20 protein-coding genes are annotated in these 25130 nt (G+C 54.2%); 10 read left to right on the top strand and 10 right to left on the bottom strand.

The features are described 5' to 3' along the window. Positions 1 to 14 precede the first annotated feature (14 nt). Positions 15 to 3881 (bottom strand): DNA-directed RNA polymerase subunit beta, encoded by a 3867-nt coding sequence (locus KE531_11380; protein ID MBR9954202.1) that lies wholly within the window; start codon positions 3879 to 3881, stop codon positions 15 to 17. Positions 3882 to 4174: 293 nt separating this feature from the next. On the opposite strand from KE531_11380, the gene KE531_11375 reads away from it, so the two are divergent. The 3 genes from KE531_11375 to KE531_11365 are packed head-to-tail and all read left to right on the top strand — an operon-like array spanning position 4175 to position 8256. After that, entirely contained in the window at positions 4175 to 4645 is a 471-nt protein-coding gene (locus KE531_11375; protein ID MBR9954201.1) for an NAD(P)H-dependent oxidoreductase subunit E, read from the top strand. Then, a complete protein-coding gene (gene nuoF / locus KE531_11370) occupies positions 4642 to 6540 on the top strand; it encodes an NADH-quinone oxidoreductase subunit NuoF (GenBank protein MBR9954200.1) in 1899 nt (632 codons plus the stop codon). The genes KE531_11375 and nuoF overlap by 4 nt, the downstream gene beginning before the upstream one ends. Before the next feature lie 12 nt (positions 6541 to 6552). Then, on the top strand, positions 6553 to 8256 hold the full coding sequence (locus KE531_11365; protein ID MBR9954199.1) for a [FeFe] hydrogenase, group A: 1704 nt from the start codon (positions 6553 to 6555) through the stop codon (positions 8254 to 8256). A gap of 130 nt (positions 8257 to 8386) precedes the next feature. Here KE531_11365 and surE read toward each other — a convergent pair whose 3' ends face one another. The 4 genes from surE to KE531_11345 are packed head-to-tail and all read right to left on the bottom strand — an operon-like array spanning position 8387 to position 12093. Further along, entirely contained in the window at positions 8387 to 9112 is a 726-nt protein-coding gene (gene surE / locus KE531_11360) for a 5'/3'-nucleotidase SurE (GenBank protein MBR9954198.1), read from the bottom strand. A 1-nt stretch (position 9113) separates the two neighbouring features. After that, positions 9114 to 10436, bottom strand: coding sequence for a replication-associated recombination protein A (locus KE531_11355; protein ID MBR9954197.1), 1323 nt, complete (start codon positions 10434 to 10436; stop codon positions 9114 to 9116). 9 nt (positions 10437 to 10445) lie between these two features. After that, positions 10446 to 11165: a polysaccharide deacetylase family protein gene (locus tag KE531_11350; protein MBR9954196.1), complete on the bottom strand. Its 720-nt coding sequence runs from the start codon at positions 11163 to 11165 to the stop codon at positions 10446 to 10448. A gap of 55 nt (positions 11166 to 11220) precedes the next feature. Continuing rightward, positions 11221 to 12093 (bottom strand): LD-carboxypeptidase, encoded by an 873-nt coding sequence (locus KE531_11345; protein ID MBR9954195.1) that lies wholly within the window; start codon positions 12091 to 12093, stop codon positions 11221 to 11223. A 191-nt stretch (positions 12094 to 12284) separates the two neighbouring features. On the opposite strand from KE531_11345, the gene KE531_11340 reads away from it, so the two are divergent. Both KE531_11340 and KE531_11335 read left to right on the top strand, forming a co-directional pair. Beyond that, positions 12285 to 12878 carry a hypothetical protein gene (locus tag KE531_11340; protein MBR9954194.1) on the top strand — a complete coding sequence of 198 codons (594 nt, stop codon included), beginning with the start codon at positions 12285 to 12287 and terminating at the stop codon, positions 12876 to 12878. Positions 12879 to 13103: 225 nt separating this feature from the next. After that, on the top strand, positions 13104 to 13928 hold the full coding sequence (locus tag KE531_11335; GenBank protein MBR9954193.1) for a M55 family metallopeptidase: 825 nt from the start codon (positions 13104 to 13106) through the stop codon (positions 13926 to 13928). Between the two features lie 2 nt (positions 13929 to 13930). On the opposite strand, the gene KE531_11330 is transcribed toward KE531_11335, so the two are convergent. Genes KE531_11330 through KE531_11310 form a run of 5 tightly spaced genes read right to left on the bottom strand, consistent with a single transcriptional unit; the run spans position 13931 to position 20852 of the window. Next, the gene (locus KE531_11330; protein MBR9954192.1) at positions 13931 to 15082 is read right to left on the bottom strand and encodes a TolC family protein; all 1152 of its coding nucleotides are present in this window, start codon (positions 15080 to 15082) and stop codon (positions 13931 to 13933) included. Between the two features lie 14 nt (positions 15083 to 15096). After that, positions 15097 to 16278, bottom strand: a complete 1182-nt coding sequence (locus KE531_11325) for a TolC family protein (GenBank protein MBR9954191.1) — start codon at positions 16276 to 16278, stop codon at positions 15097 to 15099. A gap of 1 nt (position 16279) precedes the next feature. Further along, the gene (locus tag KE531_11320) at positions 16280 to 19285 is read right to left on the bottom strand and encodes an efflux RND transporter permease subunit (GenBank protein ID MBR9954190.1); all 3006 of its coding nucleotides are present in this window, start codon (positions 19283 to 19285) and stop codon (positions 16280 to 16282) included. Between the two features lie 3 nt (positions 19286 to 19288). After that, positions 19289 to 20431: an efflux RND transporter periplasmic adaptor subunit gene (locus KE531_11315; protein ID MBR9954189.1), complete on the bottom strand. Its 1143-nt coding sequence runs from the start codon at positions 20429 to 20431 to the stop codon at positions 19289 to 19291. Positions 20432 to 20435: 4 nt separating this feature from the next. Beyond that, positions 20436 to 20852, bottom strand: a complete 417-nt coding sequence (locus KE531_11310) for a hypothetical protein (protein MBR9954188.1) — start codon at positions 20850 to 20852, stop codon at positions 20436 to 20438. A gap of 158 nt (positions 20853 to 21010) precedes the next feature. On the opposite strand from KE531_11310, the gene KE531_11305 reads away from it, so the two are divergent. The 5 genes from KE531_11305 to KE531_11285 all read left to right on the top strand — a co-directional run bounded on the left by KE531_11305 (position 21011) and on the right by KE531_11285 (position 25076). After that, the gene (locus KE531_11305; GenBank protein MBR9954187.1) at positions 21011 to 21697 is read left to right on the top strand and encodes a response regulator transcription factor; all 687 of its coding nucleotides are present in this window, start codon (positions 21011 to 21013) and stop codon (positions 21695 to 21697) included. Continuing rightward, positions 21666 to 23123: a HAMP domain-containing histidine kinase gene (locus tag KE531_11300; GenBank protein MBR9954186.1), complete on the top strand. Its 1458-nt coding sequence runs from the start codon at positions 21666 to 21668 to the stop codon at positions 23121 to 23123. The genes KE531_11305 and KE531_11300 overlap by 32 nt, the downstream gene beginning before the upstream one ends. A 174-nt stretch (positions 23124 to 23297) precedes the next feature. Further along, positions 23298 to 23951 carry a hypothetical protein gene (locus KE531_11295; protein MBR9954185.1) on the top strand — a complete coding sequence of 218 codons (654 nt, stop codon included), beginning with the start codon at positions 23298 to 23300 and terminating at the stop codon, positions 23949 to 23951. A 2-nt stretch (positions 23952 to 23953) separates the two neighbouring features. Continuing rightward, positions 23954 to 24559, top strand: a complete 606-nt coding sequence (locus KE531_11290; protein MBR9954184.1) for a hypothetical protein — start codon at positions 23954 to 23956, stop codon at positions 24557 to 24559. A gap of 1 nt (position 24560) precedes the next feature. Beyond that, the gene (locus tag KE531_11285) at positions 24561 to 25076 is read left to right on the top strand and encodes a hypothetical protein (protein MBR9954183.1); all 516 of its coding nucleotides are present in this window, start codon (positions 24561 to 24563) and stop codon (positions 25074 to 25076) included. Positions 25077 to 25130 lie beyond the last annotated feature (54 nt).

Raw genomic sequence — 25130 nt, 5'->3', positions numbered from 1 at the left:
AACGGTACTCCCTTCTATTCATTATCGTTAATGGTGTAGTCGTCGTCAATGAGATCCTCGTCGTCTGCACCCTCATCCTCTGTATAGTCGTCGTCCTCCACGCTCACAAGCTCGTCGCCCTTGAATTCCTGCTGCTGGTAGCCGTAGCTTCCGAAGGAGTCTTCTTCGTTGTAGCGTCTGTCGCCCTCGATGATGGAGCGCAGGTCGGTGTCGCCGTAGTCGATAGTCTCGGTCATCTCTACCTCCTCGCCGTCGTCACGCAGCACGCGCACGTCGAGGCCGAGAGACTGGAGCTCCTTTAACAGTACCTTGAAGGACTCCGGAATACCCGGCTCCGGAATGTTCTCGCCCTTGATGATGGCCTCGTAGGTCTTCACACGGCCCACGACGTCGTCGGACTTGACTGTTAAGATTTCCTGGAGCGTATAGGATGCACCGTATGCCTCGAGGGCCCAAACCTCCATCTCGCCGAAACGCTGGCCGCCGAACTGGGCTTTTCCGCCGAGAGGCTGCTGGGTTACGAGGGAGTATGGTCCCGTGGAACGTGCATGGATCTTATCGTCTACCAGGTGGTGAAGCTTCAGGTAATGCATGTGTCCGATGGTAGTCGGGCTGTCGAAATACTCGCCGGTGCGGCCGTCGCGGAGAAGGACTTTTCCGTCTCTCTGGATCGGCACGCCCTTCCAGAGGGCACGATGCTCCAGATTATTGCCGAGATATTCCATAACCTCCGGCTTAATCAGGTCTTTGTACTTCTCCTGGAAGTCTTCCCATTCCATGTTCACATAGTCGTTTGCAAGCTCTAAGGTATCCTGGATGTCGTTCTCGTCAGCACCGTCGAAGACAGGCGTTGCGACGTTGAAGCCGAGGGCTTTGGCCGCAAGGCTTAAGTGGATCTCAAGCACCTGCCCGATGTTCATACGGGACGGCACGCCCAGGGGGTTCAGCACAATGTCGAGCGGACGTCCGTTCGGAAGGAACGGCATATCCTCAACAGGCAGCACGCGGGAAACAACACCCTTGTTTCCGTGACGGCCGGCCATCTTATCACCCACGGAGATCTTACGTTTCTGTGCAATATAGATACGGACGGACTGGTTCACGCCGGGAGCCAGCTCATCGCCGTTTTCTCTTGTAAATACCTTGGCATCCACAATAATGCCGTATGCGCCGTGAGGCACCTTCAAGGAGGTATCACGGACTTCTCTTGCCTTCTCACCGAAGATGGCGCGCAGGAGCCGCTCCTCTGCGGTCAGCTCAGTCTCTCCCTTCGGAGTTACCTTTCCAACCAGGATATCACCGGCACGAACCTCGGCACCGATGCGGATGATTCCGCGCTCGTCAAGGTCTTTCAAGGCATCTTCGCCGACGCCCGGAACGTCTCTCGTGATCTCTTCCGGCCCCAGCTTCGTGTCGCGGGCCTCTGCCTCGTACTCCTCGATGTGGACGGAGGTGTAGACATCGTCCTGAACCAGCTTTTCGCTTAACAGGACAGCGTCCTCGTAGTTGTAGCCCTCCCAGGTCATGAAGCCGATTAACGGGTTCTTTCCAAGGGCAATCTCACCGTTGTTGGTGGACGGGCCGTCTGCGATTACCTCGCCTGCCTCCACATGGTCTCCCTTGTAGACGATGGGCTTCTGGTTGTAGCAGTTGGACTGGTTGCTTCTCGTAAATTTCGTAAGACGGTAAACGTCGCGGTTCCCGTCGGAATCTCTCTTAATGATGATCTCGTTGGAAGCGGAACGCTCCACCACGCCGGCGTTCTTTGCAAGGACGCAGACACCGGAGTCTACGGCAGCCTTTGCCTCGATACCGGTTCCGACAACAGGCGCCTCCGTCTTAAGAAGCGGAACGGCCTGACGCTGCATGTTGGAACCCATCAGGGCACGGTTGGCATCGTCGTTCTCCAGGAACGGGATCATGGAAGTTGCCACGGAGAATACCATCTTCGGGGATACGTCCATCAGGTCGATGGAACGCTTCTGGAACGAAGAGGTTTCCTCACGGAAACGTCCGGAAATATTGTTGTGGACAAAGTGTCCGTCCTCGTCAAGCGGTTCGTTGGCCTGGGCCACGATGAAATTGTCTTCCTCGTCGGCCGTCAGGTAAACCACCTCGTCCGTAACCCTCGGGTTTGCCGGATCGCTCTTGTCGATGGTGCGGTAGGGTGCCTCAACGAAGCCGTACTGGTTCACCCTCGCATAGGTGGCCAGGGAGTTGATCAGACCGATGTTCGGTCCCTCAGGCGTCTCGATGGGGCACATACGGCCGTAGTGGGTGTAGTGTACGTCTCGAACCTCGAAACCGGCACGGTCCCTGGAAAGACCGCCGGGGCCCAGGGCGGAGAGACGTCTCTTGTGGGTCAGCTCGGAAAGCGGATTGTTCTGATCCATGAACTGAGAAAGCTGGGAGCTTCCGAAGAATTCCTTCACAGCCGCCGTCACAGGCTTGATGTTGATTAAGGACTGGGGCGTGATGCCGTCCATGTCCTGAGTCGTCATACGCTCGCGGACGACTCTCTCCATCCTGGAAAGCCCGATGCGGTACTGGTTCTGCAAAAGCTCGCCGACAGCACGGATTCTTCTGTTTCCGAGGTGGTCGATATCATCTTTTGTACCGATTCCGTACTCCAGATGCATATTATAGTTAATGGAAGCGATGATGTCTTCCTTTGTAATGTGCTTCGGGATCAGGTCGTGGATGTTCTTATGGAGTTCCGCCTTTAATTCCTCTTCGGACATATCCCCTGCTTTTTCCAGGATACCGGAAAGCACCGGGTAGAATACTAACTCCGAAACACCGATCTCAGCCGGATCGAAATCCACCCAGGCGGCAAGATCCACCATCATGTTGGAAAGGACTTTTACATTCCTCTCCTCGGTCTGGATCCAGACACAGGGAACGGCCGCGTTCTGGATCTCAATGGCCTTCTCCTTCGTCACCGTCGTACCGGCCTCAGCAAGGATTTCCCCGGTCGCCGTGTTCACCACGTCCTCGGCTAATATCTGGCCGACGATGCGGTTCTTGAAGTGAAGCTTCTTATTAAATTTATAGCGTCCGACCTTCGCAAGATCGTATCTTCTCGGGTCGAAGAACATGCTGTTAAGCAGGCTCTCCGCGCTGTCCACGGAAAGCGGCTCGCCGGGACGGATCTTCTTATATAACTCCAGAAGGCCGTCCTGATAATTGTCGGAGGTATCTTTTCCGAAGCTTGCAAGGATCTTCGGCTCTTCTCCGAACAGGTCGATGATCTCCGCATTGGTACCGAATCCCAATGCGCGGACGAGTACCGTCACCGGCACCTTTCTCGTCCTGTCGACGCGGGCATAGAAAACATCGTTGGAATCGGTCTCGTACTCGAGCCATGCACCGCGGTTCGGGATTACGGTACAGGAGTAAAGCTCCTTACCGATCTTGTCGTGGTCGATTCCGTAATAGATTCCAGGGGAACGTACTAACTGGCTGACAATGACACGTTCCGCGCCGTTAATCACGAATGAACCGGTATCCGTCATTAACGGAAGGTCACCCATGAAAATCTCGTGTTCGTTGATTTCATCTTTATCCTTGTTGCAGAGTCTTACCTTGACCTTTAAGGGCGCAGCGTAAGTCGCATCCCGTTCCTTGCACTCCTCAATCGTATATTTGATATCATCCTTACATAATGTAAAGTCCACGAATTCCAGGCTCAGATGACCAGCAAAGTCCGCGATTGGGGAAATGTCCTCGAAGACTTCCTTCAGGCCTTCATCGAGAAACCACTGGTAGGAATTCTTCTGGATTTCGATCAGGTTGGGCATCTCGAGAACTTCTTTCTGTCTCGAGTAGCTCATTCTTACGCTCTTGCCGGCCGGCACCGGACGTATTCTGCTTTTCTCCATTGACGTTTCACCCCTGTTTTCTTTCTATATAATAACTATTTTTGGGCATAATGGTACCCTTAGGCACACGATACCATAATAGTGCACATTTCATCTTATCATGCAGTTGTCAATATGTCAAGAAAGATTTCCTCTATTTTTTAAAAATGAATTTTTTATACTTTTTTGCCTGTATCTCCTTTGTTTATTATGCATAAACGCTCTTGTATCTTTCCCTGTCTTTGTGATAAAATTGACAATATCATAATCGGACAAAAAAGCAGAGAGGAGAATTTACTTTGAGTCAGACAAGCATTGAAACACTTGATGGGATCCTGGCCGCCCACAACTATGACCCATCTCTTGTCATCGGCATCATGCAGGACATCCAGCGGGAATACCACTACCTCCCCCAGGACGCGCTCACCTATGCGGCGAAAAAGCTCGGCATCAGCGAGGCGAAAATCTACGGTGTGGCGACCTTCTACGAAAACTTTTCCCTGGAACCGAAGGGGAAATACATCATCAAGGTCTGTGACGGCACGGCATGCCATGTGAGAAAGTCCGTCCCGATCCTGGAGGAAATCCGAAAACAGCTCGGCGTTACCGACAAAAAGCCAACCACCGACGACATGATGTTCACGGTGGAGACCGTATCCTGCCTCGGCGCATGCGGCCTGGCCCCTGTCTGTACCGTCAATGACCACGTCTATCCGTCCATGACGCCGGAGAAGGCCCGTCAGATGTTAAAGGAAATCCGTGAAAAGGAGGGCATGACCGAATGATTATCACACGCATCAATACACGGGAAGAGCTGGAAAAAAAGCGCGAAGATTTTAAGCGCGCTCTAAACGCCCAGAGAAAGCAGATCTTAATCTGCGGCGGTACGGGCTGTGTGGCCGGCGGTTCCTTAAAAATATATGACCGGTTAAAAGAGCTTATGGAGGAGCGGGATATCCGCTGCACGCTTCAGATTGAAGAGGAGGCGCACGACGAGAGCGTGGGGCTTAAAAAGAGCGGCTGCCACGGCTTCTGCGAGATGGGGCCTCTCCTTCGGATCGAGCCTATGGGCTGGCTTTACATAAAAGTAAAGGTGGAGGACTGCGAAGACATTTTAGAGCAGAGCATCTTAAATGACAACGTCGTCGACCGCCTGGTTTACCGTGACAAGGACGGAAAGCCCTATAAAAGACAGGAGGACATCCCGTTCTACAAACAGCAGACCCGCGTGGCCTTGGAGCACTGCGGCCACATCAACGCCGAGTCCATCCGCGAATACATCGCCGTCGGCGGTTACAGCGCCGTCGCCAAGGCGCTTTTTGACATGACGCCGGAAGAAGTTGTCGAAGAAATCTCCGAGGCCGGGCTCAGGGGCCGCGGCGGCGCCGGCTTCCCGACCGGAAAGAAGTGGAGCCAGGTGCTCCGCCAGGAGGAGCCGGAAAAATATATCGTCTGCAACGGTGATGAAGGCGACCCCGGCGCATTCATGGACCGCTCCATGATGGAAGGCGACCCCCACCGTGTCATCGAGGGCATGATCATCGCCGGCATCGCCACAAAGGCCCACAACGGCTATATCTACGTCCGCGCCGAGTACCCGCTTGCCGTCGAGCGTCTCTCCATCGCCATCGAGCAGGCCAGGGACCGCGGGCTTCTCGGAAAGAATATCTTAAATTCCGGCTTTGATTTTGACATCAAGATCAGCCAGGGCGCCGGCGCCTTCGTCTGCGGCGAGGGAAGCGCCCTCACGGCTTCCATCGAGGGAAACCGCGGCATGCCCCGCGTCAAGCCGCCGCGTACCGTGGAACACGGCCTCTTTGACAAGCCGACCGTATTAAATAACGTGGAAACCTACTGCAACGTGGCCCCGATCATCAACCGCGGCGCCGCCTGGTATAAGACCATCGGCCCCGACAACAACCACGGCACAAAGGCTTTCGCCCTGACAGGAAACGTCAACAACACCGGCCTCATCGAGGTTCCCATGGGCACGACGCTCCGCCAGATCATCTACGACATCGGCGGCGGCGTAAAGGGCGGGGAGTTTAAGGCCGTCCAGATCGGCGGGCCCTCCGGCGGCTGCCTCTGCATCAGCGCCACGGAAGACCATCTGGACATGCACCTGGATTTTGACTCTCTCCAGGAAGTCGGCGCCATGATCGGCTCCGGCGGCCTCGTCGTCATGAACGATAAAAGCTGCATGGTGGAGGTCGCCAGGTTCTTCATGAACTTCACCCAGAACGAATCCTGCGGAAAATGCGTCCCCTGCCGTGAGGGCACCAAGCGGATGTTGGAGCTTCTCACCGACATCGTCGAGGGCCGCGGCACGCCGGAACATATTGACCTGTTGGAGGATCTCTCTTCCACTATCTCCGAGACGGCTCTCTGCGGCCTCGGCAAATCGGCACCGTCGCCGGTCAGCAGTACCTTAAAATACTTCCGGGATGAGTACCTGGCCCATGTAATCGACAAGAAATGTCCGGCCGGCCAGTGCAAGGCCCTCGTTTCCCTCCGGATCGATCCTGAGCTCTGCCGCGGCTGTACGAAGTGTGCGAGACTCTGTCCTGTCGGAGCCATCTCCGGCACCGTGAAGCAGCCTCACGTCATTGACCAGGAGAAATGCATCAAGTGCCGGGCCTGCATCGACGGCTGCAGCTTCGGCGCCGTAAAAGAAGTGTAGGAGGGGAATGAAATGGCAAAATACATGATTATTGACGGACTCCGCGCAGAGTTCACCGACGAAAAAAACATCCTTCAGGTTATACGGAAAGTCGGCATCAGCATTCCGACCTTCTGCTACTATTCGGATCTCTCCATCTACGGCGCCTGCCGCATGTGCGTGGTTGAGGACGAACGGGGCGGCATCATCGCCTCCTGCTCCACGCCGCCGAAGGACAAGATGGTGATCCGCACCAATACGCCGAAGCTGCACCACCACAGGAAGATGATTCTGGAGCTTCTTCTGGCATCCCACTGCCGCGACTGTACGGTCTGCGAGAAGAACCAGAAATGCCAGCTCCAGTTCCTTGCAAGGCGGTTCGGCCTCGACCATATCCGCTTTCAGAACAACCGGCCCAACTATCCTATCGACGATTCGTCCCATTCCATCGTCCGGGATGCCAACAAGTGCATTCTCTGCGGCGACTGCGTCCGCATGTGCAACGAGATTCAGCACGTGGGAGCCATCGACTTCACCCACCGCGGCTCCAACATGATGGTTGCGCCGGCCTTTAATAAAAAACTGGCGGAGACGGAATGTGTGAACTGCGGCCAGTGCGCGGCTGTCTGCCCCACAGGCGCCATCACCATAAAGAAAAATACGGCCGACGTCTGGAAGGCCATCTACAACCCGATGAAGCGCGTGATCGCCCAGGTGGCCCCGGCTGTTCGGGTGGCTCTCGGCGAGGAATTCGGCATGAAGCCCGGTGAAAACACCATCGGAAAGATTTACACGGTGCTTCATATGATCGGCTTCGACCTGGCCTTTGATACCAGCGTCAGCGCTGACATGACAATCATCGAGGAGACAAACGAGCTGGCTGAAAAGCTGGAAAAGCATGGGGACGCAAAATATCCGCTGTTTACCTCCTGCTGCCCGGCATGGATCCGTTTTGCGGAGACGAAGCACCCGGAGCTGCTGCCGTATATCTCCACCAGCAAATCCCCGATGGAAATGTTCGGCGCCGTTTTGAAGGAATATTATAAGCCGTCCGACGAAGAATGCGGCTTAGAGACTTACAATGTCGCCATCATGCCGTGTACGGCGAAAAAGGCCGAAGCGGCCAGGGAGGAATTTGTGAGAAACGGCGTCCGCGACATCGACGCGGTCATCACCACGAAGGAGCTGGCCGCCATGATCCGCGAGCTGGGCATCCAGTACCCGGAGCTTGAGCCGAGCGCACCTGACATGCCGTTTTCCATCCGCTCCGGCGGCGGCGTGATCTTCGGCGCCAGCGGCGGCGTCACCGAGGCGGCGCTCAGACGTGTGGCCGAGAGAAACAACGCTGCTCTCCAGGAAATCGAATACTCCGGTGTCCGCGGCCTGGACGGCATCAAGAAGATTTCCATCGATGTGGGCGAAAAGACGCTTCATGCCGCCATCGTAAGCGGCCTTGGAAACGCCGAGGCGCTGCTTGCCCTGATTGAGAGCGGCGAAGAACACTTTGATTTCGTGGAAGTCATGGCTTGTCCCGGCGGCTGCATCGGCGGCGCCGGCCAGCCGGAGGGCATCAGGGAAGACAAACAGAAGCGTGCTTCCGGCCTCTATACGGCCGACAAGGGCGCCCTTGTGAAACGCTCCGACGAGAACCCGGTTGTTTTGAGACTTTATGAGGACGGGGTTTTGAAGGATGCCGAAAAAGTCCATGAGCTTCTGCACGTGGAATATCACGGATAATCTGGGAGAAATATAAGAAAGAATCCCACTTACGGGATTCTCCGCCTGCGGCGGGGCACGTAAGCGGGATTCCACCTCTCTGCCGCAGCTTTGGTTTTCGCCATTGCTGCGGCAGCGTTCTTTGTCCCTGTTATTTCCGTTTCGCGGCCCTTAAAAGGGCGTTTTCCAGCTTGCCGACGGAGATGCAGCCGTCTAAAATGGCCCTCGCGTCGCTCCCCTCTTCTGCTTCCGTGCAGTATTTTTCGTAGATGGCAAGGTTTACGCTCCCGTCTGGGAGCTCCTCAGGCGTATAGACCATCTCACAGCCGGGGCGTGCCGACGGGAATCGGTCGTATAAGATTTCCTTCGGCCTGCATGATGGGAAGTTTACGTTCCAAATCTCATAGGGCGCGATTTCCCGCTCTAACAGGTCTTTTATGATATCCTCCAGATAGGCATCGGCCGTCTGAAGATCACGGCAGGTTTCGGCGGAAAAAGCCATGGCCGGGATACCGCAGGCCAGCGCCTCCATGGCGGCTCCTACTGTCCCTGAATAGAGGATATCTGCCCCGGCGTTGCAGCCGTTGTTGATCCCGGAAAGGACGATGTCCGGGCGCTCCGGCATGATGTAAGCGAGCGCCACTTTGACGCAGTCGGCCGGCGTCCCGGAAACCGACCAGGCTTGTACGCCTTTCACCTCAAAATTCGGCTCCGACCTGACTCTTAGTTTATCGAAAATGCTGATCCGGTGGGACATGGCACTGCACTGGCTGTCCGGGGCGGCGACCCAGACCTCTCCGAATTTCTGCGCCGTCCGCGCCAGATGTGCGATCCCGGGCGCCTGGATCCCGTCGTCGTTTACCACAAGAATCCGCATGTCATTCCCCCTCCTTCAGCCATTTTAAATGTTCCTTTATCTTCTTCTCATACCCGTTTTCCGTGGGGCGGTAAAAGCTCGCCCCCTCCATGCCGTCGGGCAGGTACTGCTGTTTCACATAGTGGTTCGGATAGTCGTGGGCATAGAGATAGCCTTTCCCGTGACCCAGCTTTTCAGCGCCCTTATAATGCTTGTCCTGAAGATGGACGGGCACCGGCGGCGTTTCTCTCGTCCGGACAGCTTCCATGGCCTCGGAAATCCCCACGCAGGCGGCGTTGCTTTTCGGCGCCGACGCCACGTATGTCACGGCCTGGGCTAAAATAATCTGTCCCTCGGGAAGTCCAATCCGCTCGACGGCTTGGGCGGCGCTTACGGCCACCGTAAGGGCCTGGGGATCGGCGTTTCCCACGTCCTCGGCGGCACAGATCATGATCCGGCGGGCAATGAACTTCACATCCTCACCGGCGTACAGCATCCGCGCCAGGTAGTAAAGGGCAGCGTCCGGGTCGGAGCCGCGCATGCTTTTTATGAAAGCGGAAATCGTATCGTAGTGATTGTCGCCGTCCTTATCGTAGCGGACGGCCCGCTTCTGGATGCACTCGGCCGCCACGGGCAGCGTAATATAAATTTTCCCGTCCGGCGACGGCTCTGTCGTCAGGACGCCAAGCTCCACGGCATTTAAGGCGGCGCGGGCATCCCCGTTTGCCACGTCCGCCAGGAATCTGACGGCCTCGTCGGTGATTTCGGCATGGTACCCGCCCATGCCCCGCTTTTCATCGGTGACGGCGCGGAGAATCAGTTCCCTGATGTCCTGCTTTTCCAGAGGCTTCAATTCAAAAATCCGTGAGCGGGAAAGAAGGGCGTTGTTGACCTCGAAATACGGGTTTTCCGTGGTGGCGCCGATGAGCGTCACCGTTCCGTCCTCCACGAAGGGGAGAAGGTAGTCCTGCTGCCCTTTGTTAAAGCGGTGGATCTCGTCGATGAAGAGAATCGTCTTTTTCCCGTACATGCCGAGCCTGTCCTTGGCCCGTTTTACGGCCTCTTCCATGTCCTTTTTCCCGGCTGTGGTGGCGTTTAGCTGTTCAAACTCTGCGCTGGTGGTGTTGGCGATGACCTTGGCGAGAGTCGTCTTTCCCGTTCCCGGCGGCCCGTAGAAAATCACCGAGCCCAGCTTGTCGGCCTTGATGGCCCGATAAAGGAGCTTGTCCTTTCCGATAATATGCTGCTGCCCCACCACCTCATCCAGGGTGACGGGACGCATTCTCGATGCAAGGGGCGACTCCTTTTCCATGGCGCCGGCCCGCATAAAATCAAATAAATCCATGGTTTTCCTCTAATCTACCATCAATTCGTCGACGGTAACAAAAGTATAACCTCTCAAAAGAAGGTTGTCAATGATCCGGAGGGCCGCCTCCACCGACGTGGAAAAGCCGTCGTGCATGAGGATAATGTCGCCGCTTTCCGTCTTTCGCAGGACATTTTCCGTGACGCGGCCGGCGTCCTGGACCTTCCAGTCTAAGGAATCCACGCTCCAGAAAACCGGCGTCATGCCGACTGCCTCCTCCAGTGCGTCATTCCAGGCGCCGTAGGGCGGGCGCATGTATTCCGGCTCTGTTCCCGTGACGGCGGCGATTCGGCTTTTCGTCTCGCCAAGCTGGCTCACGGCGTCGGAAACGCTCTCTTTCGTGAGCTCCGTGTGGTACAGGCAGTGGACGCCGACGAGGTGCCCCTCTTCTGCCATCCGCCGCACCAGGTCTTCGTTTCCCTCGATGGAATTCCCGATGAGGAAAAAGGAGGCATGGACACCGCGCTCCTTAAGGCCGTCCAGAAGCTTCGCCGTGTATTCCTTATCGGGGCCATCGTCGAAGGTCAGGGCCACGACTGTCCCCGGCTCTGCTCCCGGCGCTTCGTCTGCCGACACGGCAAGGCCGTCTGACATGGCACGGCCGTCCGGCGCCGCCGGTGAAAACACGGCAAAAGTCAGGCATACAAAAAGAGCCAGGTCGGCAGCCGCCGTCACGAAAAACAGAATGAGCTGTTTTCGGAATGTCATGCGCCTCACCGCCCTGCCTGTTTCTTTCTGTAACTATATGCGGCGGGGCGGGCGGTTATTCGGCAGGGGCCCGGAGAGAGAGCTTTTCGCCGATTATGACTGCTCGGGAATCTGCACGGTGGCCGATCCGCGCAGTTTTTGCGACGGGAATCTCTTTTCCGGCGGCTTCCAGCACCAGTTCCTCCATGGACGGCCGGCATCTTCCCTTTTCCATGGCGAGGAAGGTACCCAGCAGGATTCCGCTTATCTCCTCAAAAACGCCCATAAGCCTTAGCTGGCATAAAAATGATGCCATCTGCGGCACTTCTCCGCCGGAAGCCTCCAAAACCAGGATTTTCCCCCTCATGTCCGGCCAGAATTTGGTGCCCGCAAGCTTTAAAAGACAGCGGATGTTGCCGCCGGCGGCCGTTCCTTCCATATGATCTCCCCGGAGGAAGGTGTAAGGGAACGTGAACAGGGAATTTCCGTCTCCCATGACGGAATCTGAGAAAGCCCTGGTTTGTCTCTCCCCGTCTTCTCCCACCAGGTTCCGGATCTGGTACAGTACCGATGGGCGGCCGGTTCTGGCGTAAATGGCGTTGATGATGCACGTCAGGTCGCTGTATCCCCAGAACCGTTTGTCTGACTTTTCAATACTGCTGAAATCCAGGTACGGAAGAATCCCATTTGCCGTATCGCCGCCGGACACGTCGAAAATAGCACGGATGCCCGGATCCTCATAAAACCGCATAAGCTCTGCGGCCCGCTCCTCTCCCGTGCCGCAAAAAACCGTGCTGCCGGCATACATGCACCGGCTCTTTTCCGGCACGAGGCCAAGCTTTAAAAGCGTTTCTTCGAGTTTTTCCATTTCACTCCGGCGGCTTTCCGAAAGCCCGTTGGAGCAGCAGACGAGGCCGACGCGGCTTCCCTTTTCTAATTTTGCAGACATGACGCCCTCCTGTTTTCTATGTTAAAGACAGTATAGCACAGATCGCCGGGAGTTTTGATGGAAAAGTTTATGGACGGCGGGAAAAACGATTGTTTTTCAGAAGACAGTACCGTATAATATACTTATCTTATCTGCCGGCGGTCAAGCACTGCGCCCCGGCATTCAAAATTCAAAATGGGAGGGATCTGTCAATGAAGCTGTTTGATTTAAAAAGTGTGGCGGCAGGAATTATCATCGGAACTTTTGGGGTCACGACGGCCTTTGCGGCCGCGGCCATTCAGTCCGCCGTTCCGAGCGGCGCGAAGGTGACGCTTGACGGAAGTCCCCTGACTCTTGAAAAGCCCCTCATTTCGGTTTCGATGGAGGGGGAACAGGACACAAGCCTGTATGCGCCGGCGGACGAGCTGCTCACAAAGCTTGGATATTCGGTGCAGTATGACAGCGAGTCAGATACGGTTAAACTGCTTTCCAATAACGGCGCTTCCCAGGAACATCCAGACAGCACCATGGATTTTGCAAACAACGCAGGCCAGAGGAACATTGCGACGTCCGGTGCTTTCCTGGCAGAAGACAATCAAACCCTGGTTTTAACCATCACCTCCGATATTCAGGGCGGAACCGTCGATTTATTTCTCCTTGACCCGGACGGCAATGAACAGCGTATTTCCATCGGTTCGGAAAACATGACGAAGGAGATTCCTTTAAAGAAGGGAACCTGGCAGTATAATTGTTCCGGTTTATTTAAGGACGGCGGAAATGTGCGGGTTGTGGGGACTGTGAGATAAGGGTATAGATTTTTAAAATTGCATATGCTATAATGCCAGTAGGCAAAACGCAATAACAAGTCCATCTGGACAAAGAACGAATCCCCCGACCGTGGTGCTGACACAGTCGAGGGATTCTTCTTTTCTTTTATAGTGGCAAAGCACCCACATCCGCATTGCAAATCCCCGCCATTCCGTCTACAATAGAACCATACAAAAAATCCACCACAAAAGAGAGGTTTCATCATGAAAAAAATCTACATTTCCGCCGACATCGAAGGTATCTGGGGAAACAGCAACCCGGCTTTTACCATGCGGGGCGGCGCGCTCTATGACGAGTACAGGCTGAACATGATAAACGAGGTCAACCTGGCTGCTGACCTTCTATTTAAAAACGGCGTCACGGAGATCACCGTAAACGACGGCCACGGCAACATGGACAATCTCCTGCCGTCAAGGCTCGATAAGCGCGTCTCCTTTGTCACCAGCAACGGCGCGTTTAAGGAATACGGCATGATGGAGGGCTTTGACGGTACCTTCGACGGCGCCATTTTCCTCGGCTACCACTGCCGCAGCAACTCCCATGGCGTCATGGCCCATACGATCTCCGGATCCCTGATCCATTCGGTTTCCGTCGACGGGAAAGAACTGGGAGAAACCGGCATCAACGGGTTCCTCGCAGAGGAATACGGCGTCCCCGTGATCCTTGTGACCGGCGACGACCTGCTTCGTCCGCAGGCGGAGTCCGAGCTTTCCGCCCCGTTTTTCTATGTGGAGACGAAAAAGGCGTTAAATTCCCAGAGCGCCGTCTGCTGTTCCTGGAACATGCTGGAAAGCCGCTATGAAACGGCCATCAAAGAAGCCCTCAAGCTTCCGAAGCAGGACGCGAAAAAAGCGCCCCATACCATGGACATCGTCTTCCGGATGGAGCGCAATGCGGATTTCGCCGCCAGAATGGACGGCGTCACGCGGAGCGGGGACTGTTCTGTCCGTCTGGAAAAGGACGATTTCGATTCCCTTTACCGCTATATGCGTTTTGTCATTAAGACCTGCAACGCCTTCGCAGGCTGAACCTAGACTCCGCGCACCGTCCACAGGTACGACTCATACGTCCCGTAAAGGTTCATGGAGGCGAAATCCATGGATGCCTGGGCCGCGGCAAAGTCGGCCTCGCCTCTCAGAGAATCGGCGCGGCTTAAGAGGCCGGCTGCCTGCTTTCTCTGAAGGGCTTCATACGTCTGGCAGGCGGCCTCATAGGTTTTTTCTGCTCCCTCGTACTGGAGCAGGGCCGCCTGAAGCTCTTCCCAGGCCGAGCGGAAGTTCATTTCGGCTTCCGCCTCGGCCGTTTCGATCTTTTCTTCCCTCAGTTCCCGTTCGTCCGTCCCCTTGGCCTGCGCTCTTCTGGCTTCAAAAAGGGCGCTGTCATTGCTTACGGACTCGGCCATGTCAGCCTCAAAATCCCGCGCTTTCACCGCAGATAAATCCGGCGCTGGAATCCCGCCAATCTGCACATATTCCTCATCCCCAAGCCCAAGAAGGCTCAACAGACTGGCTTTTAGCTGCTCCTTCTGGCTGTTCAGGGAGAGAAGGGACGTCTCCGCCCCCAGGACGGCTTCCTTTGCTGACTGCACATCGGCATCCTTTGCCAAACCGGCGCTCCTTTTCACGACGGCTTCGTCGTACTCCGCCTGTGCCGCCTGAAGTTCCATTTCAGCCGCCGAAACCCGGGATGCCGTCTGGCAATAGGAATTCATCAGCGACTGAGCCGATTTCGTGAGGGAGTCGGCCATGTCCTTAAGGCTCTTTTCCTGGCTGGCCGATGTCATGTTCCGGAGCGTGACGCCGAGCTGGCTGATGGTATCGCCTAAAAGATCGGCGGCATTCTCATAAAAAGAGGCCATCTCCTCGTCGCCGTCTTCCTCATAGGACTCGGCCATATCCTCCATATTTTTCTGTTCTTCAAGAAGCTCCTCCCGCATCTTTCTGTATGGCTCGGCGTTTTCCTCTACGGCTGTTTTCGATTCCAGAAGGTCAGGATTTCCTTCTTCTACAAGGGTACGGAGATTTTCATATTCAATGACGATTCCCCCGGCTTCCGCCGCAGACGCCTTCACCGGAAGGAAAACAGCGGCCGCAGACACGGCGCAGACGGCAAGGAAAAGCTGGCACACGGCACGGCTTCTCAATCGGCCGCTCTCACGCCCGGGGGTTCTTTTTCTTTTCATGTTCCAGCCACCTCCTAGGACACGGACGCCAGTCCGTTCACGGCCCACTCGTATTCGTTAAGCGCCGTAAGCAGCGACAATTCCTGGGTTTTAAGGCTCACCTCGGCGGACAGCAGGGCGAATTCCTTCGACGCATAATCTTTAGCCGTGATGGTGCCGGCCTGAAGCCGCGCCGCAGACGCGGAAAGCTCTGTCTTTGCCAGTTCATAGCTCTCCAACGCCTGCTCATAGCCGGATTTTTCCGAAAGCAGGCTGTTGTAAGCGTTTTTCACGCTGGTGGAAGCCGTCTCCTTCTGGTTTTTATAAGTCCGCTCCTGGGTCTCGCGGACACTTGCCGACCGGGCATTTTCAATCCGCTTTGCCGTCATCTTTAAGCTATAATTGTTCTCGAGGGCCGTCTCAATGTCGGCCTCCACGTCGATGGCGCCGATTTTCTCCAAGTCCGGCTGCGGAACTTCTTTTATATCAACCTCTGCGCCGTAAGGCCAGCCGAGCATCAGACAAAGCTGTTCCTTCGTCTTTTCCAGACTTCCTTTGGCCGTAAGGAGCGACGCTTTCGCCGTCGTCACGGCCTCGGCCATGGAGTCCACCTCCGCCTGGGCCGCCATGCCGGCCGCCTTTTTCGTCACAGCCGCCTCGTAGGAATTCTCCGCCTGGGTCACGGCGTCCTCCAAAACGGCGAGGCTCTCCGTCTGGCTCCAGTAGCTTATCATGAGCTGTTCCGCCTGTTTTACCAGCTCCGCTTCCTCCATATCGTAGCCGAGCTTTACGATCTCCCCGTCATCCACGTTGTTATCGCCCTGTTCCACCAAATTTTCCGCCTGGATCTCACTGCTTAAGGCTGAGGAAAGCCTGGAGGCGTAGCTCACATCGTCATCCTCGGGATATTCGATCCGCTCCAGCATGTCTTCGGCCGAGTTATAATATTCCTTCGAGATATCCAGACTGGATTTTCCCTTATAGTCGTTGTAATCCAGAAGATTCTGCTGAACCGTCGCGTTATATTCATGGATTAAATCCGCAATCTCCTCATATTCCAGCACATTATCCTCCAGGGAGGCCCATTTTTCTTCCGTATATGCAAACTCCGGGCTGGCGGCGGCCGCCTGCACGGGAACGGCTCCCATGCAGAGGGCAGCGGCGCAGGCCGCGGAAAGAACCTTATTTCTCTTCAAAAAACCAACTCCTTTTGACATGTTAAATATCAAGAACCGTCCGTTCCTTTCTTCCGTTCATGATATCGTAGTAAACCGGGAGCATGAACAGGGCCACGAAGACGCCCACGGTCAGGCCTCCGATGTCTACGATGGCGAGGCCCTGCGTCGTGGAACCGCTGCTTCCGATGGCAAGGGCCATGGGGATCATGGAAAGGATCGTCGTAAGGCTCTTCATCAGGATCGGGCGAAGCCTCGTGGCGCCGGCCTCAATCAAAGCCGTTTTTAAATCCATGGTGAGCCGGTACTGGTTCACCGTATCCACGTACAGGATGCCGTTGTTTACGACGGTTCCCACGAGAATCAGAAAGCCCAGAATCGAGGTCATGCTGATGGTGACGCCGGTCAGCTTTAGAAGGCCGAAGGAGCCGATCAGGCTGAAGGGGATCGTCGTCATCACCATGAAGGAAAACTTCGGCGATTCAAACTGGGCCGCCATGACGACGAAGACCAGGAAGGCCGCCGTGGCGATGGCCTCATAAAGGCTGGAAAATTCCTCGTTCATCATCTGATCCCTGCTGTTGACGCCGGTTGTAATGGAGGCGGAAAGATGCGGCGCGATGACCTCGCTGTCGATGGCCGCCTTCACGTTTCCTCCGGTGTACTCGGCCGTAATCGTGATTTCATATTTTTTGTCCGTCTTGGAAATGGAATTGGGGTTGTCGCGGTACGTGACCTCCGCCACGTCCGCAAGCGCCGCATAGCCGCCGGAGGGCTTTGTGAGAATCATGTTCTCCACCTGGGCCACCGTCTCATACTCTCCGTCCGGGTATTCGGCCATGACGCTTATCTCCTGCCCGTCGATGGTAAGCGTCGTCAGTTCCTCCCCGTCTAACATCTGCTTTACCTGGCTTCCGATCTGGGCGGCCGTGAGCCCCTCTGCGGATGCCGCCGCCTGATCCACGTTGATGGCGACGACGGGAGCCGTGTTTTCCAGGCTGGAATGGACGTTGATCACATCGTCTCTGGCCGTCAGTTCCGCGACAATCTCGTCGCTGACTTCCTTTAACTCGTCGTAGTCCTCGCCGTGCAGAATCACCTCATAGCCTCTGGTTCGCCCCATCATGCTCATGGACGTGGACGCCTCCACCTCAATCGTACAATTTTCGATGTCTGCCATCTGCGTCTCCCAAAGGCTCACAATCTCGTCTGTCTCCATTGCCCGGTCATCCTTTAAATAGGCGGTGATGCTGCCGCTGTTTCCGTTATACCGCAGCATGTAGGAATCCACGTTTTCGTTGGCCGCCACAATGGCCTCCGCCTGGTTTAACATTTCTTCCGCCTGCTCGCTTATGAGTCCCGGCCGCGTCTCGATGCTCACGGAGATGGTGCCGGTGTCATCGGCCGTCATGAGCTCGGCTTCCATGCCGCCTGCCAAAAACAGGGTGGCGACGATAAAGGCTACCGATACCGTCATGACAAGGCCCCTGTGCTTTAAAAGCGACGGCATGACCTTCCGGTAGGCCTCCTGCATATGAACCATGGGCCGCGACATCAGCGCCCGGTCTGTCTCCTGGGGCTTATAAGCCATGTAGCAGAGCGGGACGACCGTGATGGCCGAGAGCAGGGACGCGCTCATGCAGAACACGATGGTATAGCCCATGGGGCCGAACATCTGGCCGCTCATGCCCTGGAGGAATACAAGCGGGATGAACACGACGCAGGTGGTAAGCGTCGAGCCGACGACCGACATGACGACGATATTGGTGCCGGAGAGAGCCGCCTTTGCATATTCCAAAATCCCTTTCTGTTCCATGGAATCCAGCGCCCGGAAACAGCTTTCCAGAACGACGATGGAGTTATCCACCATCATGCCGACGCCGAGGACGAGGCCGCTCATGGTGATCGTATTCAAGGAAAAGCCGCATGCCGTCATCAAAATCAGGGACATTAAAATCGACGTCGGAATGGAGCTTCCCACAATCAATGACGCCTTATAGTCGCCGAAGAACATGAAAATAATAATCATGGAGATGACGACGGCCAGCACCATGGTTTCTGCCACATCCATGAGGGAGCTCATGATGCTGTCGGCGGAGTCATTGGCGACCTCAATGGTGAGGTCGGAGTCCTCGGCCATCAGCGCCTCGATGACTTCATGCACATCGTCGGAAAGCTCCATGGCCGTGCTGCTCTGCTGTTTCGTAATGGAGATGGAAATGGTCTCCTGGCCGTTGTAGCGGGATATGCCGCCGCGGCTTTCCTCGGCCGTGTAGACATCTGCCACGTCCTCCAGATAAATGATCTTCCCGCTGCCCGTGGTAATCGGCACCGACAGAAGGTCTTCCAGGGTATCGTTGTCGGAGGAAGTGGTGACGGAAAGCTCCAGGTTCCCGGAGACCGCGTCGCCGGACGGGTAGGAGAGGTCTGCCGCCGTCACAGCCGAAATGATGGAATCCATCGTCACCTGGTACTGTTTCATCATGTCGGATTTCAGTTCCACCCGTATGTATTCCGAGGAGCCGCCCATGGCCTCCACGTCTGCCGCTGTGGAGAGCTGTTCCAGGGCCGGGACGATGTTCTGATCCACATAGTCATAAAGCTCGGTCTCTGTCGCATGAGAAATAGAAAGCATCATCGTGGTTCCCGCGTTCATGCTCATCTCCATGACGCTGGTTTCCACATCGTCGGGAAGCCGCCTTGCCAGGCTGTCCAGGCTTCTGGAAAGCTCGTCATAGGCCTCGCTCATGTCTTCGCCGTAGTCGTATTCCAGCATGATCCTGGCGTTCCCGTCGCCGGAAGTGGAGCTGATGCTTTTTACGCCCTCCAGGGTACTGACCTCGTCTTCGATGGGCTGCGTCACCAGCTCGTCGATGTCTTCGGGCCCGGCGCCGGAATAAGTCGCCATGATGATTAGCATCGGCTGGTCTGTGTCAGGCATCTGCTCCAGGGTTGCGGAAAAGACCGAGGAAATTCCGAATACCAGCAGGCACAAAAGCGCCATAATGGTTGTGACCGGGCGTTTCAGTACGAATCTTGTAATTCCCATACGCTAGCCCTCCTGCTCTGCGGCCGGCGTCTCGTCACCGGCGCTTTCTGCCGCCATATCTTCCCTTAACCGTACCGCGGCGCCTTCATAGAGGTTGGAGCTCCATGTGCTGATCACCAGATCGTCCTCCGAAAGCCCGGAAAGCACCTCGGCATAATCAGAATCGTTTAAGCCGATTTCCACAGCCGTCATATTTGCCGTACCATCCCGGTAAACATAGACATACGCCTCGCCGCCGTTATAATAGACGGCATCCACGGGAATCAGCATGGCATCTTCCGCGCGGCCGGTCACAAGCTTAATTTTCACGGTACTGCCCGTGGCGATCTCGTCGGTGTCCTCCATCTGGGCCTCCGCCTTAAAAAGTCCCGTGTCCTCGTCCACCATGGTGTTGACCTCGGTGATGACCGCGTCATAGCTCTTCCCGTTCTTTTCCACAGTCATGGCGTCACCGACCGCCACATTGGAAAGCATCCGCTGTGTAATATAGAAGGAAACCGTTTTCTGGCCTTCTCCGGTAATCACACAGAGCTCGGCGTTCTGGTTCACCAGGTCATAGACCTCGGCGCTGCAGCTTTCGATGGTGCCGGAAATCGGCGCCGTCACCGTGCTGTATTCCACCTGCTTTTCGTAGGCCAGCTTCGCCGACTCGTACTGGAGTTCGGCGGACTTCACGCTATTGGCATACTGTTCATATTCCTGTTCTGAAAGATCCCCGGCGTCATACAAAATCTGCATCCGGGAGAGGCTGCTTCTCGCCTCCGAGAGGGAGAGGGCCGCCGAATCCATGGAATTTTTTGCCGTGTCCACCTGATCCGTGTCGATTTCAAACAAGACCTGGCCCTGTTCCACCACATCTCCGGCCTTTACCTTCACATCGGTCACATCGCCGGAGGCCTTCGCATAGACGCGAACCACATCGGCGGACTCCAGCGTGCCGGTCAGGTCTGTCGTCAGGAAAATACTTCCCGTTTCCGGCGTTTCGGCGTTCACCACGTCGGGCGCTGCCTGTTCCCCCTGCATCATCATGCCGGCCGGGGCTGCCGCGCCGCCTTTCCCGCGAAAGACCCAAACCGCGCCGAGCACAAGAAACAGCACGGCGATTGATACATAAAGCCAGAATTTCTTTCCAAATTTCTTTGTCATCTTCCTATGATTCTTCCTTTCTGCTTTCTTTTTCTGCCATAATCAGTACGAAAATTCCCACTGCCAGAAGCGTCCATCCGGCAATATCCGCCATCCGCATGTACGCAGGGCCTGTGCCTGTTTTTGATATGGCTCCAGAGATGACCCGGCCGGCAGTCAGGACAGCGAGCCCCCCGTTGTAGAGCCAGGAAAACAGCCGGTAGTATTCCGATTTTCCTGCGTGCGGGGCGAAATGCCGGATCAGAAGATAGCCGATGCACCCGCCAAGAAGCGGATAAGCCAGGCAGCTCCACGAAACTTCCGGACAAAAGCCGTCCTGCCAGGAAGAGATAAGGAACAGCGCGGCACTGGCCGCGGCATAGACATAGACAGGCCGCCATCGTTTTCCCGCTGAATTTCCGACATCCGTTCGTCTCAACATTTCTGCACTCCTTTATCGTCCTTTTCCTGCATCATAGGGAAGAAATGTGGGGAAATTGTGAGGAATTTTTCAGGTTTTTGTGAGAACTCTTTCCATGCGGCCGGACACGGTGCTATAATCAGAACAGTAAAAGCAAATCCGAAAGGAGGAATTTTTCCATGCCGACCTTGTTGATTGCAGACGATGATGCCAGACTCCGCAGGCTGATCCGAACGTATGCGGAACTGGAAAACTATACATGTGAGGAAGCCGGGGACGGCCGCTCTGCCCTCCGTATCTTTCAGGCAACTCCATGCGATCTGGTGATTTTAGACGTGATGATGCCGGGAATGGACGGCTTCGAGACTTTAGAAAAGCTCCGGGAAATAAGCGATGTTCCGGTTATCATGCTGACAGCCAGAACAGAGGAATACGACAAGCTCATGGGTTTCCGTCTCGGCGTCGACGACTATGTCTCCAAACCCTTCAGCCCCAGGGAGCTGATGGCCCGCGTCGCGGCCGTTTTAAGGAGAAACAGCAAAGGGCGGACGGAAACCTCCATGACCTTCGGCAGCCTTACCATCATGCCGGAATTCCGCATCGTGACCTTGGACGGGAATAAGCTCACCCTGCCGCCCAAGGAGTTTGAACTTCTGCTCAAGCTGGCACAAAACGAACGCATCGTCTTAAGCCGCGACCAGCTTTTGGAATCCATCTGGGGATACAGCTATTTCGGCGACGGGCGCACCATTGACACGCACATCAAGTCCCTGCGGGAACACCTCGGGCGCTACCGCGGGATCATTCAAACGGTCTGGGGAGTGGGGTATAAATTTGAATATGACAGAGAAGCCATTGGAAAATAAAAAGACAAGGCCGAGAGCCAGGATGGTGTTCCAGCTCTGGAGCATTATGATGGGGCTCGTTCTGTTCGCCGTTGTGTTCATGTGGGTCGTGCAGATTTTCCTGTTTGAGCAGAACTATGCCGCCGCAGCCCTGGAGGACACGCAGAACAGGCTCCAGCCGGCCATGGAGACGCTCCAGAACAGCGATCTTTCGGAGGACGGCCGGTTCCTGCCGTTTTTAAGCCGCATTACCGACGGCACCTTGTTTCTTCTTGGAGAAGACGGCCGCCTTGTGACGATTTATGCACTGGGCCATGAAATCAAGCCCGGGCCGGAAACGGAACGGCCGGAGGAGCCGGAAATGCAGGTATGGGACAGCATCACGCGCGACCGTCAGTTTGACGTGATTTCTGCGCGAGCGCCCTATCAGAATGTGGTGGAAGCCGGCGGAAGGGCCGTAGCCGTGGAAATTGGTTTTCCGATTACCTTCGGCGGCCGCGACAGCTATCTCGTCATCCACCATGAGCTTCAGATCGACACGATCCTGCACCTCAACCGCCGCCAGCTTATCATATTGAGTATTTTCCTGACCCTGGCCGCCTCTGTGCTGGCCTTCGTCTGCTCCAGGCATTTCACCAAACCGATTTATGCCATCAAGAACACCATCGACCGGCTGGCAGAAAATGACTTTGCGGCAAAGCCGGAGGTGGCCAGAACTGACGAATTCGGCCAGCTTGCCGAGTCCGTGGAGGTGCTGGGGCAGGCGCTCCACCGGGTAGATGTGCTGCGGAAGGAAGTGATTGCCAACGTGTCCCACGAACTGAAATCGCCGCTTTCCGTGATTTCCGGCTACGCGGAGATGGTGCGGGACATCGACTGGAAGGATGAGGACAGACGGAACGAAGATCTGGAACTCATTATCTCGGAATCCCGGCGGATGACGGAGATGGTAAACGATATCCTCGACTACTCCCAGCTCCAGTCCGGCTATCTCCGGCTGAATCTCGAAGACATAAACCTGGGAGAGCTGGCGGAGTCCGAGACGTCCCGCTGCCTCGCGGCCGCAAAAAAGCATGGGATCCGGCTGGAATTTAAAAGCAGTGTGCCGGAGCTCATGATCCATGGGGATCCGTTAAAATTAAGCCAGGTGATGCGAAACCTCCTTTATAACGCCATCAACCACACGCCCGAAGGCGGAACCATCACGGTCTGGCTAAAGGCCGGGGAACATTCTTTCCGGCTGGAGGTACAGAATCCCGGCGATCCGATCCCGGAAGCCGACCGGAAACTCATCTGGGAGCGGTACCAAAGGAGCCAGCACCACAGCGGCCGGAATCTCGGCACCGGTATCGGGCTTTCTATCGTAAAGACGATCCTTGAGGCTCATGGGATGGAGTATGGGGTGGAGTGCGACGAAGGGGGGACGGTGTTTTGGTTTGGAACATAAATTCTTTCGTGCAATCCTTTAAAATCTATTGTGAATCTATATGAATTTGATATAATAAAAATGGGGAATCAGAAAATTGGTGAGTTTAAATAGAATGAACATGAAACAGAGCTTAATCAACAGAAAAAGCCAACGAGCACATTGTAAAATAACAGATGAAAGGATTGGTGTACAATGCAAAGTATGATTAGGTTTTCTTTATTTGGGAATTTTGAGAAGTTCAGTACCAGTAATTTAGACCACTATGTAAAATTGATTGACTTTTTTGGGAAAAGAGGCTACAAACCAGCCACTTCCAATGAATTGCAATTACAGCCAAACGGTCAGTCCAGGGTTCTGATTATGCCTGTTTTCATAAACGAATCAGGGGCGGTTGTGGAAATAACATCGAGCCGTATAAATTTTCAAAAAAACTGTAATAATTTAGATAGAATCGAACTATTAAAAGAAGCATTTGAAAGTGAATTTTTCGATCTGATGGATGCTTTTGCTTCTTTGATGTCTATTGTTTCTAACAGGATGGCTTTAAACTGCGATATCTTGAATTCTGACACATCATCTGAAATGCCGACACAATCAGCATATTTTGATGATGCTAATCAAACTGAAATGTCTGTTCGGAATGTTGCGAGGAAAGAAATCGAAGCCGAAGAAAGCAATGTCATCATAGAAAAGTACATCACAAAGCAAGGCGGCTTCACGAAGTTTTCCTATGACATCAATTCTATTGGCGACAATCAGGCCATGCGCTTTCATAACGGCAATATCAATAAAATGTACAAGGCCTATATCGCCATTGCACTTGAAATTGAGAAAGGATTGAAATAGCGTTGAAATATAATACTACTGCATCTAACCCTGCTGATTATGAACGGCTGTGGCTGGAAGAAAACGCTCTTTTCGGTGAACCGACATATTCAGATACCAGTGCGAATATACATAAAAATGAAATCAGAAGATTCAGCAATCTGTATCGTTCAAATATTGCTGAACAATTTAAGAATATGCAGGACAAGATCATGAGCAGAGAAATTCCAATACTCTCAAAGCTTTTGGCTGAGACCCCCTTTGAAATGGGTTATGAATCTCTAGCAGAGAGATATTTTAATCAATTATCTGATAAGTATGGTATTATAGCGGATACTGTGCTGCAAAACATCTATCTTCAGCATATCTATGATAATCAATACCTGTTGAAACATCTATTGTTTATTGTCGGTAATTTGCCTGCTTCCAGAAGAAGTAACCTTGAACTGATTCCTTTGGCAGGTATATCGAATCCTGATATAGAAATCCAGGACTTATCTGTGAAGTGTTTTGAAGCCTGGGAAGATAAAAGACATTTGCCGACCTTGATTAGTCTGCGGGACAGGACAGATGTTGGGTGGTTTAAGGAGTATATCAATGATGTGATCAAAGAATTAAGCGAGGAATAAAATGGCATATTATGTAAGAAAAATTGCTCGTTCAAAATGGCAGGAAACTCATCTGAGCTCAAATGAAGCTCAGGCAAGGGAAGAAGTAAAAAGAGTAAAAGCAGATGCCATTACGAATTGTATAAAAACATCAGATAACAAACTATCTCTATGGAGAGTCGATGATAAGAAAGATTCTATTGATGATATTGTTCCGCTCATCATTGGTTTTGAAAGACCTGATACCTGCGATGTCGTCTATATCTCCGAAGAAGTCTTTTCAGAAGAGCAGATAACTTTGGAACAATCCTCTGATGATGCTAATACACCAATCGAAGAATTAAAGCAATATCATTATAATGCTATTGTAAAAGATTATGAAGGTCTTGGGAAATTCGCAAAAGTAGTTTTGAAATCGTTAGATAATCACAAGCGTTTTAAAGGCAGGGAAGTCAAAACGAAGCTAAAGGACATGCTGAATAATCATGAAATCGAAAGAGAGATGATTTCGGAAAAATTATACGAGAAACTCAGTTGACTTCCATGTTCGTCAGAAACTTCGCCGAAACAGAAGCCGAATTCCAAAACGCCG

The sequence above is a fragment of the Eubacteriaceae bacterium Marseille-Q4139 genome, from assembly GCA_018223415.1.
GTDB lineage: Bacteria > Bacillota > Clostridia > Lachnospirales > Lachnospiraceae > CABSIM01.
The sequence above is the reverse complement of the archived record's forward strand: the minus strand, read 5'-3'. Positions and strand labels throughout refer to the sequence as shown.